The sequence below is a fragment of the Nocardioides aquiterrae genome (assembly GCF_039526625.1).
In the GTDB taxonomy this organism is placed as follows: domain Bacteria; phylum Actinomycetota; class Actinomycetes; order Propionibacteriales; family Nocardioidaceae; genus Nocardioides; species Nocardioides aquiterrae.
Map to the genome: position 1 here is coordinate 1 of NZ_BAAAJE010000025.1, position 15,991 is coordinate 15,991.

Below are 15,991 nucleotides of genomic sequence, written 5' to 3' on the forward strand. Positions count from 1 at the left end.
GCACCCCGCCGGCCTGCACTGGCGCCGACTCGGCGGCCCAGCGGCCTGCACTGGCGCCGACTCGGCGGCCCAGCGGCCTGCACTGGCGCCGACTCGGCATCAGCGGCGGGCGGTGACGTAGCAGGCGACGGCCGTGGCGGCGGCGACGTTGAGCGAGTCGATGCCGGCGGCCATCGGGATGATCGCGCGGCGGTCGGCGGCCTGCTCCCAGCGCGAGGAGAGCCCGTGCCCCTCGGAGCCGAGCACCAGCGCCACCCGGTCCAGGCCGGCCACCGCCTCCTCGACCGGTACGGCGTCCGGGGCGAGCGTGAGCGCCACCGTGGTGTAGCCGAGCCCGGAGAGCGTGGGCAGCGCGTCGTACCAGTCCGGGAGCCGGGTCCAGGGCATCGTGAAGACGGCGCCCATCCCGACCTTGATCGAGCGCCGGTAGAGCGGGTCCGCGCAGCGGGGCGCGAGCAGGACGGCGTCGAACCCCAGGGCGGCGCCCGAGCGGAAGATCGCCCCCACGTTGGTGTGGTCGACGATGTCCTCGAGGACGAGGACCGACCGGGCACCGTCCAGCACCGACGAGACCGGCGGCAGCGGCCGCCGCTCGAGAGAGGCGAGCGCGCCGCGGTGGACGTGGAAGCCGGTGACCTCCTCGGCCAGCGCCTCGGACACCACGTAGCAGGGCGCGTCCGTGGCGCCGAGCTCCGCGGCGAGGCCGTCCAGCCAGCGCGGGGCCATGAGGAAGGACCGCGGTGTGAAGCCGGCCGCCACCGCGCGGCGGACCACCTTCTCCCCCTCGGCCAGGAACAGGCCGTGGGTGGCCTCGAGGTGCTTGCGCAGCTCGACGTCGCGCAGGTCGCGGTAGTCGGCGAGCCGGGGGTCGGCGGGGTCGGTGATCTCGACGAACGTGGCCATCAGGAGAAGTGTGCGGGATGGGCCACCCGGACCACCTCGCCGACCACGATGATCGCGGGCGGCCGCACGGCCTCCTCGGCCAGCCGCGAGGCGAGCGTCTCGAGGGTGGCGAGCACGGTCCGCTCCCCCGGCATGGTGCCGTCGCAGACCACCGCGACCGGCGTCTGCGGCGGGCGGCCGCCGGCGACCAGGGCCGCGGCGATCGCCGGGGCGTTCTCGACCGCCATCATCAGCACCACCGTGCCCGAGAGCGACCCGAGCGCCGCCCAGTTCACCTGCGACTCCGGGTGCCCCGGCGGGAGGTGGCCGGAGACCACCGTGAACTCGTGCGCGACGCCCCGGTGCGTCACCGGGATGCCCGCGACCGCCGGTACGGCGACCGGGCTGGTCAGCCCCGGCACGACGGTCACCGGGACACCGGCCTCCCGGCACGCCAGCACCTCCTCGTACCCGCGGCCGAACACGAAGTTGTCGCCGCCCTTGAACCGCACCACCCGCTTGCCCTCGAGGGCACGCGCCACGATGATCCGGTTGATCTCCTCCTGCTGCGCCGATCGCCCACGGGGCAGCTTCGCGACGTCGATCAGCTCCACGTCCGGCGGCAGCTCGCCGAGCAGCTCGCGCGGCGCCAGGCGGTCCGCCACGACGACGTCGGCCTCCACCAGTGCCTTGCGGCCGGCGATCGTCATCAGCTCCGGGTCCCCGGGTCCGCCGCCGACCAGCACCACGCCCGGCGAGCGGTCGCGCTGGTGCCGCGCGACGATCGTGCCCTCGCGCAGGCCCTCGAGGATCTCGTCGCGCACCCGCGCCGACCGCTGCGGCTCCCGCTGGCCCAGGACGGCGACGGTCACGCCGGCGTGGCGGCCCACGGCCGGGGTCCACGCGGTGGCCCGCGTCCCGTCGTCGGACCGCACGCAGAAGACCCGGCGCTCCTCGGCCGCCACGGACACCCGCTCGTTGACGGCGCGGTCGTCGGTCGCGGCGATGACGTACCAGGCGCCGTCGACGTCGGCCTCCTCGAAGCCGCGGCGGTGCCAGCTCACCTCGCCCGAGCCCACCATGCCCTCGATCGCCGGCGTGACCTCCGGGCTGACCACGTGGACGTCCGCACCGACCGCGATCAGCTGCGGCACCCGGCGCTGGGCGACGTGCCCGCCGCCGACCACGAGCACGCGGCGCCCGGTCAGGATCAGGCCCGCGGGATACGTCGCGACGTCGTCCATGCCGCCATCATCCCGGTCCGGGTGCGCGCGACCGTGGCGCGGGTTCACCCTCCGGACTACGGTGACGACGAAGCGACAGCCGAGTTAGGCCAGAGATAGGAGTGCCATGAGCCTCGACCGCCCGGTCAGCCCGAACCCGTACGACCTGCTCCCCGCCGCCCCGTCCTTCACGGTCACCAGCGCCGACGTGACGGACGGCCAGCCGTTGAAGGACGACCAGGTCGCCGCGAAGGGCAACACCTCGCCGCAGCTCTCCTGGGAGGGAGCGCCCGAGGGCACCAAGAGCTTCACCGTGACCTGCTTCGACCCGGACGCGCCGACGCCGAGCGGCTTCTGGCACTGGGTCCTCGTCGACCTCCCGGCCGACGTCACCTCGCTGGACGCCGGCGCCGGCGCCGAGGGCGCCGAGCTCCCCGGGAACGCGTTCATGGTCCGCAACGACGGCGGCTCGAAGGCGTTCATGGGAGCCGCGCCGCCGGAGGGCGACCAGGTGCACCGCTACTTCTTCGTGGTGCACGCGGTGCAGGAGGATTCCCTGGGCGTCGACTCCGACACCTCCCCGGCGGTCGTCTCCTTCAACCTCGCCTTCAAGACCGCCGGCCGGGCGATCCTGCACGGCACCTACCAGCACTGAGCGGGCTCACGCGACGACGGTGACGCGGCCCAGCGACGGGTCCGCCGCGTAGGCGATCCGGGTCCCGCGGGACGCCGCGCGCCGCAGCACGTCCAGCGCCTCCTCGGTGACCAACTCGCCGGGCACCAGCACCGGGACGCCGGGCGGGTAGGGCGCGATCACCTCCGCGCACACCCGCCCGACGGCGTCCGGTGTCGGCACCGTCTCGTGGACGCCGAAGAAGGCATCGCGCGGGGTGAGCGCCTGCGGGGGCACCGGTGGCGCGGCGAACGTCGCGGGCGCCGCCGGCGCCCCGTCGCCGGTGGGCGCGTCGGCGACCAGCGCCGAGACCAGGCGCTCCACCGCCGGGCCCGGGTCGACGAGGCCGACCACCGGGATGAGCGTGTCGGAGTCCGCCATCTCCAGCGGCATCCCGTCCGCCGCGAGCCGGGCGCCGAGCGCGGCGAGGTCGTGGTCGGCCCGGCTGCGCTGGACGACGAGCTTCGCGGGATCGAACGTCCCCGGCGGGAAGTCGCCGGGCCCGGGGACGGCGTAGCCCGCGGCGCGGAGCCGCACCCGCGCGTCCGCCACGACCGCGGCCGCGCGGTCGAGCAGCTCGCGTCCCTCCGGCTGGGCGAGGAGGGCCCGCGCGGCGTCCGTGGACGCCAGGACGGCGCCGGCCGGGCTGGTGGTGTCGCCGGCCTCGAAACCCCGGTCCAGGCGCTCGGGTGCGACCCGGCCGGTCCGCGCGAGGACCAGGGCGGCCTGGCTGAACGCGGGCAGGCCCTTGTGCGCGCTGGTGACCATGAGGTCGGCGCCGGCGCGGAGGGCGTGCCCGGGGTAGTCCGGGTGGAAGCCGAGGTGCGCGCCCCAGGCCTGGTCGACGGCGACCGGCACGCCGCGGTGGTGCGCCAGCTCGACGAGCGCGCCGAGCCCGGGCGTGACCGTCCCGGCGTACGACGGCGAGACCAGGACGACCAGGGCGGCACCGGGCTCCGCGTCGAGCGCGGTCGCGAGGTCCGACTCCGTGACGCCGCCGGGGAGCCCGGTGGCTGCGTCGACCGCGACCGGCAGCCAGTGCGGACGCGCGCCCGAGAGCACCAGGCCGAGCAGGGTCGAGCGGTGCGCGTTGCGGGCGACCAGGACGGTGTCGCCGGGACGGGTGGCGCCGAGCAGCACGGACTGGTTGGCGTGCGTGGACCCGCCGACGGAGAACCGGCACCAGTCGGCGCCCCAGAGAGCCGCCGCCCGGGCCTGGGCGTCGGCCAGGCGTCCGTGGTCGAGGTTCACGCCGTCGAGGCCACCGAAGAGCGGGACGTCGGCGTCGAGCAGCCTCCCCAGCAGCGGCGCCAGGGTGCCGGCCCGCCGTTGGTGACCGGGGATCGTGAACGGCACCCCGCCCCGGGCGACGAAGTCGGCCCACGCGCGCAGCAGCGGCGCGTCCGCCAGCAACCGCTCCTCGAGGGAGGCGGTCACGGCACCAGCTCGTTGGATCGGTGCTGCTCCCAGAGCGCCATCCGGGTGCGCGCGGGCTCGCCGATGGCGTCCATGACGGGAGGGAGCAGGAGCTCGGTGAGCAGGAAGCCGCCGGCCATGCTCTGGTACGTCGAGTTGACGGTGCTCGCGGCGACCAGGACGACCGCCGCCTCCGGGGCCGCGGGGCAGGCCATGTCGTCGGTGATCAGCACCGTGGCCGTGCCGGCCTTGCGGGCCCGGTCCGCCAGCTCGACGGCGCTGCGCTGGTAGCGGTGGAAGTCGAAGAGCACCAGGACGTCGCGCCGGCCCAGGTCGACGGTGATGCCGAGGTCCCGGCCGAACGGGTGCTCGAGCAGCCGGACGCCGGTGCGGAGCTGCTCGAGGTGGCCGGCGAAGTAGATGGCGAGCAGGTGGGAGAACCGTCCACCGTGGAGGAACACGCGCCGGGCCGGATCGGCCACGAGTGCCACCGCCGCGTCGACGGACGACTCGCTGAGCCCGGCGATCGAGGAGAGGGCCGCGTCGTTCTGCGCGCGCCCCTGGTCGACCATCCGGGCGAGCGTCGACCCGGCGGACGGGGCGTCCGCGAGCCGCGTGAGCGGCCCGTTCGACCGTGCCGACAGCTCCGCGCGGAGCGCCGACTGGAGGTCGGCGAAGCCTTCGAACCCGAGGGTCTGGGCGAACCGGAGCACGCTCGGTGCGCTGACGCTGGCCCGCTCCGCCAGCCGCGCCGCGCTGCCCAGCCCGGCGCTGGGGTAGTCGGCGAGCAAGGCCCGTCCGACCCGCCGCTCGGCGGGACTGAGCGACGGCAGGCTCGCCGCCGTCAGCTCGGCGACGCTCGACGGTGGTCCGGTCACACCGCCACTCTGTCATCTGCCGCTTCGGTCGCGGGCGACTCCAGCGGCTCGGTGTGCAGCGACCGGTCGTCCAGCCGGATGGCCGTCACCGACTCGGGGAGCAACGGCTGCCAGTCGAGACCTCCGAAGCCGGTCGAGCCCACGACGACGGCGCCGTCGTCGAGACGGGCATGGCGAAGCCCGAAGTAGTCCTCCAGGTGCTCCCCCGGCAGGTCCAGGCGGCTGATCTCGTCGACGTCCTCGGCCGGCAGGGTGCTCGACGCCGACGCATGCACGGCGACCAGGTGCGTGCCGTCGAGGAGCAATGCGTTCAGGCTGGCGTGCGGGTAGATCGCGCGCAGCTCACGGACCCCGGCAAGCGTCGCCGCCGGGAGGTCCGCGCCCTGGCGGAGGTGCCGCCGCACCACCGCGAAGTAGCGCTCGCTGTCGGTCGTGCCGTGCAGCCCGGCGCGTTCCTCGTCGGAGAGCAGGTCGTCGAGATCCTCGAACGGCCGCAGCGAGCCGTTGTGGGCGAAGGCGACCCCGTCCCGCAGGAAGGGGTGGGAGTTCTCCGGCTGCACGGCGAGCCCGGCGGACGCCCAGCGCAGGTGCACGACCGACCCCAGCGCCCGACGTTGCACCTCCGGGTCGAAGGCGGCGTCCCTGCTCGCGCTGCCGGCCGAGACCCGGACGTCGGGAACCCCGCCGACCGCGTCGACGTGCGCGGTGCCCCAGCCGTCACCGTGCAGCTGGGTCAGCGACAGGAACTCACGGACGGTGCCGGGTCCCACCGCCTCGGTGATGCTGCGAGGCGCGGCGCTGACCAGTCCCAGGAGACGACACATGCGGACCATCCTGGCCGCCGGTCTGTAATTTATCAATCACTCTCGACGGACCTTAAAGATTGTGAAACATTCATGACACACCGACCGGCCAGACTCTCTTCGCGCCACCGCCCGACCATCTCGTGAGAGGACCGTCATGACCACGCAGCATTCGCACGCCTCCGACCGCGAGCTCGACGGGCTCGCCGCCAGGCTGGGCGAGGACGGGGTCGCGGTGGTGGGTGGCTCGGTGACCGACCTCGCCGGGGTCACGCGGGGCAAGTACGTCCCGACCCGCCGGCTCCCGGCGTTCGTGCGCGCCGGCATGGGCGCCTCGCCGTCCTGGAGCGTCTTCTGCGTCGACAGCGGCATCGCGTTCACGCCCTCGCTGGGCGTCGCGGGCGACCTGCGCATCCGGATCGACCCGGACGCGCTGCGCGTGATCGACGACGGCGTGGCCTGGGCGCCCGGTGAGCTGCACGACCAGGCCGGCGAGCCGGTCGACCTCTGCACGCGCGCCCTGCTCGGCCGCACCGAGGAGCGGGTGCGCGCCGCGGGGCGGGCCGCGCTCGTCGGCGTCGAGCTGGAGTGCACGGTGCTGGCGCCCGACGGCAACCACGCGACGACGGCGCCCTGGTCGCCGTACGGCATCCGGACGTCGCTCGACCTCGCGCCGTTCCTGGTCGACCTGGCGCGGACGGCCGAGCGCGTGGGCCTCCCCGTGGAGCAGCTGCACACCGAGTACGGCCACGACCAGCTCGAGGTGTCGCTGGCGCCGCTCGCGCCGGTCGCCGCTGCCGACGCCGTGGTCCTGACCCGGGTCGTCCTCGGCCGGGTCGCGGCCCGCCACGGCCTCGCAATCTCCTTCTCCCCCGTCCCGTTCGCCGGCGAGGCCGGCAACGGCGCGCACCTCCACCTCTCGCTGGCCGACGCCGACGGCCCGCTCTTCTCCGGGGGCGACGGCCCGCACGGCCTGACCGCCGCGGGCGGATCGGCGATCGCCGGCATCCTCGCGACGCTGCCGGAGCTGCTCGGCCTGTACGCGGGTTCCGCGCTCTCCGCGGCGCGGCTGCGGCCGGGCAACTGGGCCGGCGCCGCCGCGTGCTGGGGCCTGGAGAACCGCGAGGCCGCGGTCCGGTTCATCGCCGGGACGCCCGGCAACCCCCACGGGGCGAACGTCGAGCTGAAGGTCGTCGACCCCAGCGCCAACCCCTACCTGGCGGTCACCGCGATGCTCGGCAGCGCCGAGCGCGGGGTGGCAGCCGGTCTCGCCCTGCCCGACGAGGTGCCCGACGACCCCAGCGGTCTCGACGTCGAGCTCCCGTCCCTGCCCACGGACCAGGTGGCGGCCATCGACGCGCTCGAGGCGTCGGCCGCCGCCGCGGAGCTTCTCGGTGCTCCGATCGTCGAGGGGCTGGTCGCCGTGCGCCGGCACGAGATCAGGACCTTCGGCGACCTCCCCCTGGAGGAGACCACGGCCCGCCTCCGGCTGGCCTGGAGCTGCTGATCCCACCCGTATCCACCTAGGAGTACCGATGAGCACGACGCACGATGCCGAGCGGGAGCTGCCCCGCCGCCAGCTCCCGTTCTGGGTCGCCCTCGCCCTGTCGCTCGCGACGGTCGGCCCCACCCTCGCCATGTCCGGCAACGGGCAGGGCCTGATCGGCACGGTCGGCAAGGCCCTGCCGCTCGTCTTCGTGATCGGCCTGGTGGGCGTCGCGCTGGTCGGCTACAGCTTCGTCCGCCTCACCCAGCACCTCAACCACGCCGGGTCGTCCTACGCGCTGGTCGGCGGCACCGTCGGCCCGCGGGCCGGCTTCTTCTCCGGGTTCGCGATGCTCGGCGCCTACGTCGGGTTCTCGATCGGCACCCTGGCCCTGACCTCGGCGTTCACCAACGCCTTCATCGCCCAGCTCCAGAACGGCGACGACGACCCCTACCAGCTCCCCTGGCTGGTCCCCGTGCTGGTGGGCGCGGTCATCTCCTTCCTGCTCGCCGGGCGCGACATCCAGCTGCTGGCCAAGGTCCTGCTGGCGATCGAGGGGATCGGCATCATCGCGATGGTCGTGCTGGTCCTGGTCATCTTCGGCAAGGGCGGCGCGGACACCACCGGCATCGACTTCAGCGCCTTCACCCTGTCCGACGGGGTCGACAGCTCGGCGGTGATCAGCGGCGTCGTCGCGGCCTTCCTGTCCTGGGCCGGCTTCGAGGCGTGCGCGTCGATGGGCGAGGAGACCGACAACCCGCGTCGCAACATCCCGCGGGCGCTCGCCGGCACCCTCGTCCTGACCGGCGTGCTGTTCGTCGTCGTGATGTTCGCCCAGATCATCGGGTTCGGCACCGACGAGACCGGCCTGGCGGCGTTCCAGGGCTCCGGCAACACCCTCGGAGATCTGGGCAGCTCCTACATCGGTCAGTGGTTCAGCCTGATCATCATCTTCACCGCCACCGTCGCGGCGTTCGGCTGCCACATGGCGACCGCGGCGACCTCCGGGCGGATGATCTACGCCTTCGCCCGCGACGGCTTCGGCCCGAGCGCACTCGCCCACATCCACCTGAAGACCGGAGGCCCGCGCCGCGCCACCTGGCTCGTCGTCGGGGTGGCCCTGGTCGTCGTGGTCCTCTGCGCCGCGGCGAACTGGCCGGACATGGGCACCGGGAACGACGCGATCGACACCTACTTCCTCTTCGCCGTCGCCGGGTCGGTCTGCCTGATGGTCTGCTACCTCATGGTCGAGCTCGCCGCCGCCTGGTTCATCGGGCACGAGAAGTTCCAGGCGGTCCACGGCGGCCGGGGCCGGGCGGCGGGCATCGTGCTCCCGCTGGTCGGTGCGGTCGTGATCGTGGTGGTGCTCTGGTACAACGTCAAGGACGCGGCGGAGTGGTCGGCCGCTCCGCTGCTGGGGCTGTACTGGGTGGCCCTGGGCCTGCTCATCGCGCTCGCCGCGTCGGGCATCGCCCGGCGCGTGGGAGCCGCCCTGGTCACCGAGCTCGAGCTCTCCCCGACCGTCGACGGGCACGGCAACCGGGACCAGGCGGCGAGCTCGTCGTGACGACCCTCTACGAGCGCGACGCCCGCGCGGTGGCGGGCGTCGAGAAGCTGCGGTTCTTCCCGCTGGAGGTCGTCAGCGGGACCGGCTCGACGCTGGTCGAGCCGGGCGGTCGTGAGCTGCTGGACCTCTCCGCGACGTGGACGGCGGCCGGCCTGGGCCACGGCCATCCGGCGGTGGTCGAGGCGATGGTGAAGGCGGCCGCCGCCCCGCCGGGCGCCGGCGGGCTCTCCGCGGTCCACCCGGACTCGGTCGGCCTGGCCGAGGACCTGCTCGCCCTCGTGCCGGGCGAGGGCGAGCGGCGGGTGTACCTCGGCCACGCCGGCTCCGACGCCAACGACGTGGTGCTGCGCGCGTGCCGGCACCTGACCGGCCGGCGCACCGTCCTGGCCTTCGAGCACAGCTACCACGGCGGCGTCGGGGTCGCGATGGGGGTGTCGGGCGTCCACGTCGACGCCGGCCAGGCCGCCGACCCCGACGCGGCGTTCCTCCCGTACCCGAACCCGTTCCGGCCGGTGCGGGGCACGGTCGAGGAGGACGTGCGGCACTGCCTGGACGAGGCCGAGCGGCACCTGGCCGGCGGCACGATCGCCTGCCTGATCGTCGAGCCGATCCTGTCCGACGGTGGGCTCGTGGTGCCGCCCGACGGCTTCCTCGCCCGGCTGCAGGACCTGTGCCGACGCCACGGCGTGCCGATGGTGTGCGACGAGGTCAAGATGGGTCTCGGCCGACCGGGCACGCTGCACGCCTTCGAGCACGACGGCGTCGTCCCCGACGTCGTGACGTTCGGGAAGGTCATCGGCGGCGGCCTGCCGCTGTCGGCCGCGGTCGGCCCCGCCGCACTCCTCGACGAGCCGCCGGCCTCGGCCCTGCTGACCACGGCCGGCAACCCGATCTGCACCGCCGTGGGCCGGGCGGTGCTGCGCACCATCGTCGAGGAGGAGCTGCCCGCCCGGGCCGCGCGGACGGGCGCCGTCCTGCAGGCGGCGCTCCGGGCGGCCGACGGCCGCGGGGCCGACCGGATCGGCGACGTGCGCGGGCGTGGGCTCGCGATCGGCCTCGAGCTGGTCGGCGAGGACGGCGTCACGCCCGACCCGCGGCTCGCGGCCCAGGTCGTCTACCGGGCCTGGCAGCTGGGCGCGGTCGTCTACTACGTGGGCGGCAACGTCCTCGAGATCACTCCCCCGCTCGTCCTCACCGAGGACGAGGCCGCTCGAGCGGCGGAGATCATCGCCACGGCGATCGACGACGCGGTCGCCGGGCTCGTGAAAGAGGAGGACGTCGCACCCTATGCCGGCTGGTGACCACACCATCGACCCCTTCGCCGGGCTGACCGACGAGGTCCCGACCACGCTGGCCGACCACCTCAGGTCGGTCCAGCTCGTCGACCACCACGTGCACGGCGTGTTCGACGAGCCGATCGACCGGGCCGCGTTCGAGGCGTCGATCAACGAAGGCTCCACCGACCCGGTGCCCGGGTGGATGACGATGTTCGACGGCCCCCTGGGCGTCGCGATCCGACGCTGGTGCGCCCCGGTCCTCGGCCTGGCGCCCCACGTGTCCGGCGACGACTACTGGGCGGCCCGTGCGGCGCTCGAGCCCGCCGACCTCGCGGAGCGCTTCCTGCGTCCGGCCGGGGTGGCCCGCTGGGTCGTCGACACCGGGTTCCAGGGCACGCTGATCACGCCGCCGGAGCGCCTCACCGAGCTCAGCGGCGGCGTCCCCTCCTCGGAGATCCTCCGCCTGGAGCTCCAGATCGAGAGCCTCCTCGCCGCCGGGACGTCCCCGGCCGACCTGCCCGACGCGTTCCGCGCCCGGCTGGCCGAGGCGCGGCCGCACATCGTCGGCACCAAGACGATCGCGGCCTACCGCTGCGGCTTCGACGTGGACTGGACGCGACCCGACGACCGGACGGTCGCCGCCGCGGCCGAGGAGATGCTCGCGCGGCCGGGTGCGCCCCGCGTGGACAGCGCCGCGCTGTCGGCGTTCGCGGTCCACGAGGCCGCCGCGGCCGGGCTGCCGGTGCAGGTGCACGTCGGCTTCGGCGACCGCGACCTCGACCTGCACCGGGCCGACCCGATGCTCCTGCTCCCCCTGCTGCGGATCATCGAACCGGTCCCGGTCCTGCTGCTGCACTGCTACCCGTTCCACCGGCAGGCCGGCTACCTGGCCCAGGCCTTCGACCACGTCAGCTTCGACGTCGGACTGGCGATCAACTACCTCGGCAGCCGCTCCGTCGAGCTGGTCGGCGAGGCGATGGAGGTCGCGCCGTTCGCCAAGCAGCTCTACTCCTCCGACGCGTTCGGCCCGCCCGAGCTGCACTACCTCGGCTCGCTGCTGTGGCGGCGGGCGATGGGGCTGGTGCTCGGGGCGTGGGTCCGGCGCGGCGAGTGGTCGCTGGACGACGCGGTGCGGGCGGTGGACCTGATCGGCGTCGAGAACGCCGAGCGGGTCTACGGCCTCTGACCGGGCCGGCCGGGCCGGCCCGGTCGGCGCGGTCAGCGCTGCGAGGCGCGCCTCATCAGCTCCTCGAACGGCGTGGGCTCGGCGAGCTCGTCCTCGACGGTCCGGCGGTGCGTGACGGCGCTGTCGACGCGGCTGACCTTGCCCATCAGGGCGGCCAGCTCGCCGGCCGCACGGGTCACCCGTAGGTCGAGGTCCGTGCCCGCGAAGTCGTCGGTGGCGGCGAAGACGCCGGTGGGGACGACGACCGCGTGCAGGTAGGCGAACAGCGGGCGCAGCGCGTGCTCCAGCACCAGGGAGTGCCGGGCGGTGCCGGCGGTGGCGGCGATCAGCACGGGCGTGCCGTCCAGGGCACCGGTCTCCAGGACGTCGAAGAACGTCTTGAACAGCCCCGAGTAGGACGCGGAGAAGACCGGCGTGACGACCACCAGGCCGTCGGCCGAGCGGACCGCCTCCTGCGCCGCCGCCAGCTCCGGCGCCGGGAACCCGGTCAGGAGCTGGTCGGTCAGCTGGTGCGCCAGGTCGCGCAGCTCGACGTGGGTGACCTCGACGTCCTCGAGCGCCTCCACCGTCGCGGCGCTCAGCCGCTCCGCGAGCAGCCGGGTCGACGACGGGTTGGACAGCCCGGCCGAGACGACGACGAGCGACGTCATGCCCGCACCTCGAGCTCGTCCTCGGCCCGGTGCCCGGTGGCGCTGTCGGCCTCGGCGTACACCGTCGAGTCCTTGGCGCCGCCGGCCGCCGCGACCAGCGAGGCGTGCGTGGGCGCCTCGGGGATGTGGGCGGGCCGGCCCTCGGCGAAGCCCTTCCGCATCTCCGGCAGGATCTCGCCCAGCAGGTCGAGCTGCTCCAGGACGGTCTTGAGCGGGAGCCCGGCGTGGTCGACGAGGAACAGCTGGCGCTGGTAGTGGCCGACGTAGTCGCGGAACGACAGCGTCCGCTCGAGCACCTGCTGCGGGGAGCCGACGGTCAGCGGCGTCGCCTCGGTGAAGTCCTCCAGCGAGGGGCCGTGGCCGTAGACGGGTGCGTTGTCGAAGTAGGGACGGAACTCGTTCACCGCGTCCTGGCTGTTCTCCCGCATGAAGAACTGCCCGCCCAGGCCGACGATCGCGGTGTCCGCCGGTCCGTGGCCGTAGTGCTCGAACCGCCGGCGGTACAGATCGACCATCTGCTGAGTGTGCCCGGCCGGCCAGAAGATGTGGTTGTGGAAGAAGCCGTCGCCGTAGTAGGCGGCCTGCTCGGCGATCTCGGGGCTGCGGATCGAGCCGTGCCACACGAACGGCGCGACGCCGTCCAGCGGCCGCGGCGTGGAGGTGTAGCCCTGGAGCGGCGTGCGGAACCGGCCCTCCCAGTTCACGACGTCCTCGGTCCAGAGCCGGCGCAGCAGCGCGTAGTTCTCGATCGCCAGGTTGATCCCCTGGCGGATGTCCTTGCCGAACCACGGGTAGACGGGGCCGGTGTTGCCGCGCCCCATCATCAGGTCGACCCGCCCGTCGGTGAGGTGCTGGATCTTGGCATAGTCCTCCGCGATCAGCACCGGGTCGGTGGTCGTGATCAGCGTCGTCGCGGTCGACAGGATGATGTTCTCGGTCTGCGCGCCGATGTAGGCCAGCGTCGCCGTCGGGTTCGAGGCGATGAACGGCGGGTTGTGGTGCTCGCCGGTCGCGAACACGTCGAGCCCGATCTCCTCGGCCTTCTTCGCGATCTGGACCGTCGCCTTGATGCGCTCGTGCTCGGTGGGGGTCCGGCCGGTGGTCGGGTCCGCCGTCACGTCGCCGACGGTGAAGATGCCGATCTGCATGTCCGCTCACTGTCCTCGGAAGTTGTTGAATGTGGAATCACCTAGTCAAACGACCCGGGCGGCGCCACTATTCCTGCCACCATCCTCGCGTGAAGAGACTTCCCGCCTGGGTGCCGGTCCTGGTCCTGGTCCTGACCGTCGGACAGCTCGCGGTCGCCGAGTGGTGGCCGGGGATCGAGCGGTTCGCCGACAAGGCGTTCGGCGCCCGGCTGCTCGCCTACCCCCTGCTGATGCTGGTGGCGCCCGCGATCTGGTGGCTGGTGAACCGGCGGCGGCCCGAGTCCCAGGGGCCGCCGTACGGCGCGTTCACGCTGGTGATGCTCCCGTTCCTGGTGGACGTGACCGGCAACAGCCTGGACCTGTACGACGCGGTCGGCTGGTGGGACGACGCCAACCACTTCGTCAACTGGTTCCTGCTGCTCTCCGGGTTGGGCCTGCTGCTCTGCGGGGCCGTCCGGCCGCCGTGGGCCGTCGTGCTGGTGGCCGGCGGGCTCGGCGCGATCCTCGCGATCGGGTGGGAGGTCGGGGAGTGGTGGACGTTCATCCGGCACGGCACCGAGCTCGACACCGCCTACGAGGACACGCTCGGGGACGAGGTGCTGGGCACGCTCGGCGCCGTGTGCGCCGGCCTCCTGGTGGCGCGGCTCAGCCGCGCGGGGTCGCGGTGACGACCACGTTGCTGAGGTAGCGCTCGCCGTCCCAGTCCTCGCAGGTCAGCACCACCAGGCGTCCCGGGACGTCCTGGCTGAACAGCTTCTCCGCGTCCTCGGCGATCCTGCCCTTGCGGTAGACGTGCACGCTCTGGACGACGTACCGGATCGTCCCGTGGTCGGTCCGCACGACGATCGCGTCGCCGCGGTCGACGTGCTCGAGGTCGTCGAGCGCCCCGCCACCGGTGTGGACGGTGTGGCCGGCCACCAGCGCGCTCCCTCGGTCGGCGCCGGGCTCGGCGCCGTCGGCCCACCAGCCGAGCTTCGTGGGGTCGCTGGGCGGGACCAGCGTGCGGCCGGGCGCGTGCACGGGCAGCACCCGCGCGTCGACGTCCAGCGCCGGGATGCGGAGTCGCTCCGGCGCCCCGGGCTCGCGGTGCGCGAGCTCCGGCTTCGCCGTCGTCCCCGTGAGCGGCGAGCGCTGCGGCTCCGAGCCGGGGTCGGCGGAGACCGCTCCCCCCGGTTGCGCCCACCAGGCGAAGGCGCCCGCGGCGGCCAGGCACAGCCCGGCCGCCGCGACGCCTACGGCACGAAGGTCAGGCACGGCTCTTGCGACGGGCGACGGCGGCGCCGGCCAGGGTGAGGCCACCCGCCACGGCCACCAGCGGCCACGGGGACCGCGCCCAGTCGGGCAGGACGGAGCTGTCCTCGCCGGCGTCCACCGACGTCGGCACGGCCGCACCGGCCGCCGCGGTGTCGGCCTCGGCGCTGTCGGCCTCGGCGCTGCCGGCCGTGTCCGGGGCGATGGCGGTCTCGGCCTCCACGCCCTGGTCGGTCGTGTCGTCCGAGCTCACGGCTCCCCCGCTCTGGGTAGCCGTCTCGGTGGGCGCCTCCGAGGGGGTCTCGGCCGCGCACGGCTCGACCCAGAAGACCTTGGTCTTGGTGTCGTTGCCCAGTGAGTACGGCGTCGCCACCGTGAGCTTCACGTGGTAGCCCTGCTTCGGGTGCGGGGCCCCGCCGCTGAACGTCAGCGTGTAGGACTGGCGGCCGTCGAGGTCGGTACCCCCGCCGGCGGAGTCCCCGCCGACGAAGACCTGGCTCGGCGAGACGCCGCCGATGGTGACGTCGGACGTCGGCGCCTGGGCGGCGAAGGAGACCGTGGAGACGACGTCCTGGCCCTCGTCGAAGCCGAACCACTCGACGCCGAACGTGCAGCCCGGGTGCGGGTTGTTGCTCGGCGTGCCGGCGGCGTCCCCGGGGCCGAAGATCTTCACGGTGCCGTTGTTGCCGGGCGGGTTGTGGCCGGACCCGTGACCGTTGCCCTGGCCGGTGGCGTGGTCCGGGCCGTGTCCCTGACCGTGCCCGTTCCCCTGACCGTGCCCGTTCCCCTGTCCGTACCCGTGGCCCTGGCCGTGGCCCTGGCCCTGGCCGTGGCCCTGGCCGTGGCCCTGACCCTGCTGGCCCGGCGCGTGGTCGTGGCCGTAGCCGTGGCCCTGGCCCTGGTGCCCGTCGGCGTGCCCGCCGCTCTGGTGCCCGCCGCTCTGGTGCCCGTAGTTCTGGTGCCCGCCGCCCTGGTGGCCGCCGCCCTGGTGCCCGTGGTCGTGGTGACCGCCCTTCGGGCCCTTGGTCTGGTCCTGCGTCTGACCGACGTGCTTGCCGTGGTCGGTGTGGTCCGACGTGGCGGACGCGGCACCGGCCAGGGCGCCGCAGGAGAGCGAGAGGAGGGTCGCTGCCGAGGCCAGCGCCAGCCCGTGATGGATCCGAGACTTCAGCATTGTGGTGTACTCCCTGATGATGGCCGTGCCGGCCGGTCAAAGTCCCCGTACGCCCCTGGTGTTGCCTCCAGCGCGGCATCGTCAACCACCGGTCTAGACCACTCGCAGGTCACACGTGACCACTCGGTCCGATCGTCGTGGCCGGCTGGGCCGTACGACGGTGCGGTTCGCCATCCCGGTCTCGTGCCTGGCCGACGCCGACGGCGTCGAGCCGACGTGGGTCCGCTCGCGCATCCGGGCCGGCGTCGAGGGCACCGGGCCGCACGGCGACTTCGTTCGGCGGCACGGCTCGTTCCCGCGTGGCGGGGGCTTCACCGGCCCCGTGGACCGGGACTCGGCGGCCGCTGGGCGGATGCTCGCGGGGTAGCTAGCCTCGG

General features: G+C 74.1%; 16 protein-coding genes. 7 read left to right on the forward strand and 9 right to left on the reverse strand.

Annotated elements, in window-relative coordinates:
• Nucleotides 1-99: 99 nt before the first annotated feature.
• Nucleotides 100-903: a TrmH family RNA methyltransferase gene (locus tag ABD086_RS20140; protein WP_343909532.1), complete on the reverse strand. Its 804-nt coding sequence runs from the start codon at nucleotides 901-903 to the stop codon at nucleotides 100-102.
• A complete protein-coding gene (gene cobA / locus ABD086_RS20145; RefSeq protein ID WP_343909534.1) occupies nucleotides 903-2,126 on the reverse strand; it encodes a uroporphyrinogen-III C-methyltransferase in 1,224 nt (407 codons plus the stop codon). The genes ABD086_RS20140 and cobA overlap by 1 nt, the downstream gene beginning before the upstream one ends.
• 106 nt (nucleotides 2,127-2,232) lie before the next feature.
• Here cobA and ABD086_RS20150 point away from each other — a divergent pair, with 106 nt between their 5' ends.
• The gene (locus ABD086_RS20150; RefSeq protein WP_343909536.1) at nucleotides 2,233-2,760 is read left to right on the forward strand and encodes a YbhB/YbcL family Raf kinase inhibitor-like protein; all 528 of its coding nucleotides are present in this window, start codon (nucleotides 2,233-2,235) and stop codon (nucleotides 2,758-2,760) included.
• Between the two features lie 6 nt (nucleotides 2,761-2,766).
• Here the strand turns inward: ABD086_RS20150 and ABD086_RS20155 are convergent, their stop codons facing one another.
• From ABD086_RS20155 to ABD086_RS20165, 3 genes are read right to left on the reverse strand one after another with little or no spacing between them, the layout of a single operon-like run.
• The gene (locus tag ABD086_RS20155; RefSeq protein ID WP_343909538.1) at nucleotides 2,767-4,215 is read right to left on the reverse strand and encodes an aminotransferase class I/II-fold pyridoxal phosphate-dependent enzyme; all 1,449 of its coding nucleotides are present in this window, start codon (nucleotides 4,213-4,215) and stop codon (nucleotides 2,767-2,769) included.
• Nucleotides 4,212-5,072, reverse strand: coding sequence for a MurR/RpiR family transcriptional regulator (locus ABD086_RS20160; RefSeq protein WP_343909539.1), 861 nt, complete (start codon nucleotides 5,070-5,072; stop codon nucleotides 4,212-4,214). Before ABD086_RS20160 ends, ABD086_RS20155 begins: the two co-directional genes overlap by 4 nt.
• Nucleotides 5,069-5,896: a class II glutamine amidotransferase gene (locus ABD086_RS20165; protein ID WP_343909541.1), complete on the reverse strand. Its 828-nt coding sequence runs from the start codon at nucleotides 5,894-5,896 to the stop codon at nucleotides 5,069-5,071. Before ABD086_RS20165 ends, ABD086_RS20160 begins: the two co-directional genes overlap by 4 nt.
• 136 nt (nucleotides 5,897-6,032) lie before the next feature.
• Here ABD086_RS20165 and ABD086_RS20170 point away from each other — a divergent pair, with 136 nt between their 5' ends.
• The 4 genes from ABD086_RS20170 to ABD086_RS20185 are packed head-to-tail and all read left to right on the forward strand — an operon-like array spanning nucleotide 6,033 to nucleotide 11,391.
• Nucleotides 6,033-7,382, forward strand: a complete 1,350-nt coding sequence (locus ABD086_RS20170; protein WP_343909543.1) for a type I glutamate--ammonia ligase — start codon at nucleotides 6,033-6,035, stop codon at nucleotides 7,380-7,382.
• A gap of 28 nt (nucleotides 7,383-7,410) precedes the next feature.
• Nucleotides 7,411-8,928, forward strand: coding sequence for an APC family permease (locus ABD086_RS20175; protein WP_343909545.1), 1,518 nt, complete (start codon nucleotides 7,411-7,413; stop codon nucleotides 8,926-8,928).
• Nucleotides 8,925-10,229: an aspartate aminotransferase family protein gene (locus ABD086_RS20180; RefSeq protein WP_343909547.1), complete on the forward strand. Its 1,305-nt coding sequence runs from the start codon at nucleotides 8,925-8,927 to the stop codon at nucleotides 10,227-10,229. Before ABD086_RS20175 ends, ABD086_RS20180 begins: the two co-directional genes overlap by 4 nt.
• The gene (locus ABD086_RS20185) at nucleotides 10,216-11,391 is read left to right on the forward strand and encodes an amidohydrolase family protein (RefSeq protein ID WP_343909549.1); all 1,176 of its coding nucleotides are present in this window, start codon (nucleotides 10,216-10,218) and stop codon (nucleotides 11,389-11,391) included. Before ABD086_RS20180 ends, ABD086_RS20185 begins: the two co-directional genes overlap by 14 nt.
• Nucleotides 11,392-11,423: 32 nt before the next feature.
• Here ABD086_RS20185 and ABD086_RS20190 read toward each other — a convergent pair whose 3' ends face one another.
• Together ABD086_RS20190 and ABD086_RS20195 are read right to left on the reverse strand one after the other, a co-directional pair.
• Nucleotides 11,424-12,041 (reverse strand): FMN reductase, encoded by a 618-nt coding sequence (locus ABD086_RS20190; protein ID WP_343909551.1) that lies wholly within the window; start codon nucleotides 12,039-12,041, stop codon nucleotides 11,424-11,426.
• On the reverse strand, nucleotides 12,038-13,189 hold the full coding sequence (locus tag ABD086_RS20195; RefSeq protein ID WP_343909553.1) for an LLM class flavin-dependent oxidoreductase: 1,152 nt from the start codon (nucleotides 13,187-13,189) through the stop codon (nucleotides 12,038-12,040). Before ABD086_RS20195 ends, ABD086_RS20190 begins: the two co-directional genes overlap by 4 nt.
• An 89-nt stretch (nucleotides 13,190-13,278) precedes the next feature.
• Between ABD086_RS20195 and ABD086_RS20200 the strand changes: the two genes are divergently transcribed.
• A complete protein-coding gene (locus ABD086_RS20200; RefSeq protein ID WP_343909555.1) occupies nucleotides 13,279-13,857 on the forward strand; it encodes a DUF2238 domain-containing protein in 579 nt (192 codons plus the stop codon).
• On the opposite strand, the gene ABD086_RS20205 is transcribed toward ABD086_RS20200, so the two are convergent.
• Complete coding sequence (locus ABD086_RS20205) at nucleotides 13,835-14,443, reverse strand: class F sortase (protein WP_343909557.1); 609 nt, start codon at nucleotides 14,441-14,443, stop codon at nucleotides 13,835-13,837. The two genes, ABD086_RS20200 and ABD086_RS20205, sit on opposite strands and share 23 nt — an antisense overlap.
• Nucleotides 14,436-15,614 carry a hypothetical protein gene (locus ABD086_RS20210; RefSeq protein WP_343909559.1) on the reverse strand — a complete coding sequence of 393 codons (1,179 nt, stop codon included), beginning with the start codon at nucleotides 15,612-15,614 and terminating at the stop codon, nucleotides 14,436-14,438. The genes ABD086_RS20205 and ABD086_RS20210 overlap by 8 nt, the downstream gene beginning before the upstream one ends.
• A 115-nt stretch (nucleotides 15,615-15,729) precedes the next feature.
• On the opposite strand from ABD086_RS20210, the gene ABD086_RS20215 reads away from it, so the two are divergent.
• Nucleotides 15,730-15,981 (forward strand): hypothetical protein, encoded by a 252-nt coding sequence (locus ABD086_RS20215; protein ID WP_343909560.1) that lies wholly within the window; start codon nucleotides 15,730-15,732, stop codon nucleotides 15,979-15,981.
• Nucleotides 15,982-15,991 lie beyond the last annotated feature (10 nt).

What these genes read in the sequence shown, in the direction of transcription:
- ABD086_RS20165 (WP_343909541.1), bottom strand. Translation starts at nt 5,896, where the DNA reads ATGTGTCGTCTCCTGGGACTGGTCAGCGCCGCGCCTCGCAGCATCACC.
- cobA (WP_343909534.1), bottom strand. Translation starts at nt 2,126, where the DNA reads ATGGACGACGTCGCGACGTATCCCGCGGGCCTGATCCTGACCGGGCGC.
- ABD086_RS20190 (WP_343909551.1), bottom strand. Translation starts at nt 12,041, where the DNA reads ATGACGTCGCTCGTCGTCGTCTCGGCCGGGCTGTCCAACCCGTCGTCG.
- ABD086_RS20185 (WP_343909549.1), top strand. Translation starts at nt 10,216, where the DNA reads ATGCCGGCTGGTGACCACACCATCGACCCCTTCGCCGGGCTGACCGAC.
- ABD086_RS20150 (WP_343909536.1), top strand. Translation starts at nt 2,233, where the DNA reads ATGAGCCTCGACCGCCCGGTCAGCCCGAACCCGTACGACCTGCTCCCC.
- ABD086_RS20175 (WP_343909545.1), top strand. Translation starts at nt 7,411, where the DNA reads ATGAGCACGACGCACGATGCCGAGCGGGAGCTGCCCCGCCGCCAGCTC.
- ABD086_RS20170 (WP_343909543.1), top strand. Translation starts at nt 6,033, where the DNA reads ATGACCACGCAGCATTCGCACGCCTCCGACCGCGAGCTCGACGGGCTC.
- ABD086_RS20210 (WP_343909559.1), bottom strand. Translation starts at nt 15,614, where the DNA reads ATGCTGAAGTCTCGGATCCATCACGGGCTGGCGCTGGCCTCGGCAGCG.
- ABD086_RS20195 (WP_343909553.1), bottom strand. Translation starts at nt 13,189, where the DNA reads ATGCAGATCGGCATCTTCACCGTCGGCGACGTGACGGCGGACCCGACC.
- ABD086_RS20140 (WP_343909532.1), bottom strand. Translation starts at nt 903, where the DNA reads ATGGCCACGTTCGTCGAGATCACCGACCCCGCCGACCCCCGGCTCGCC.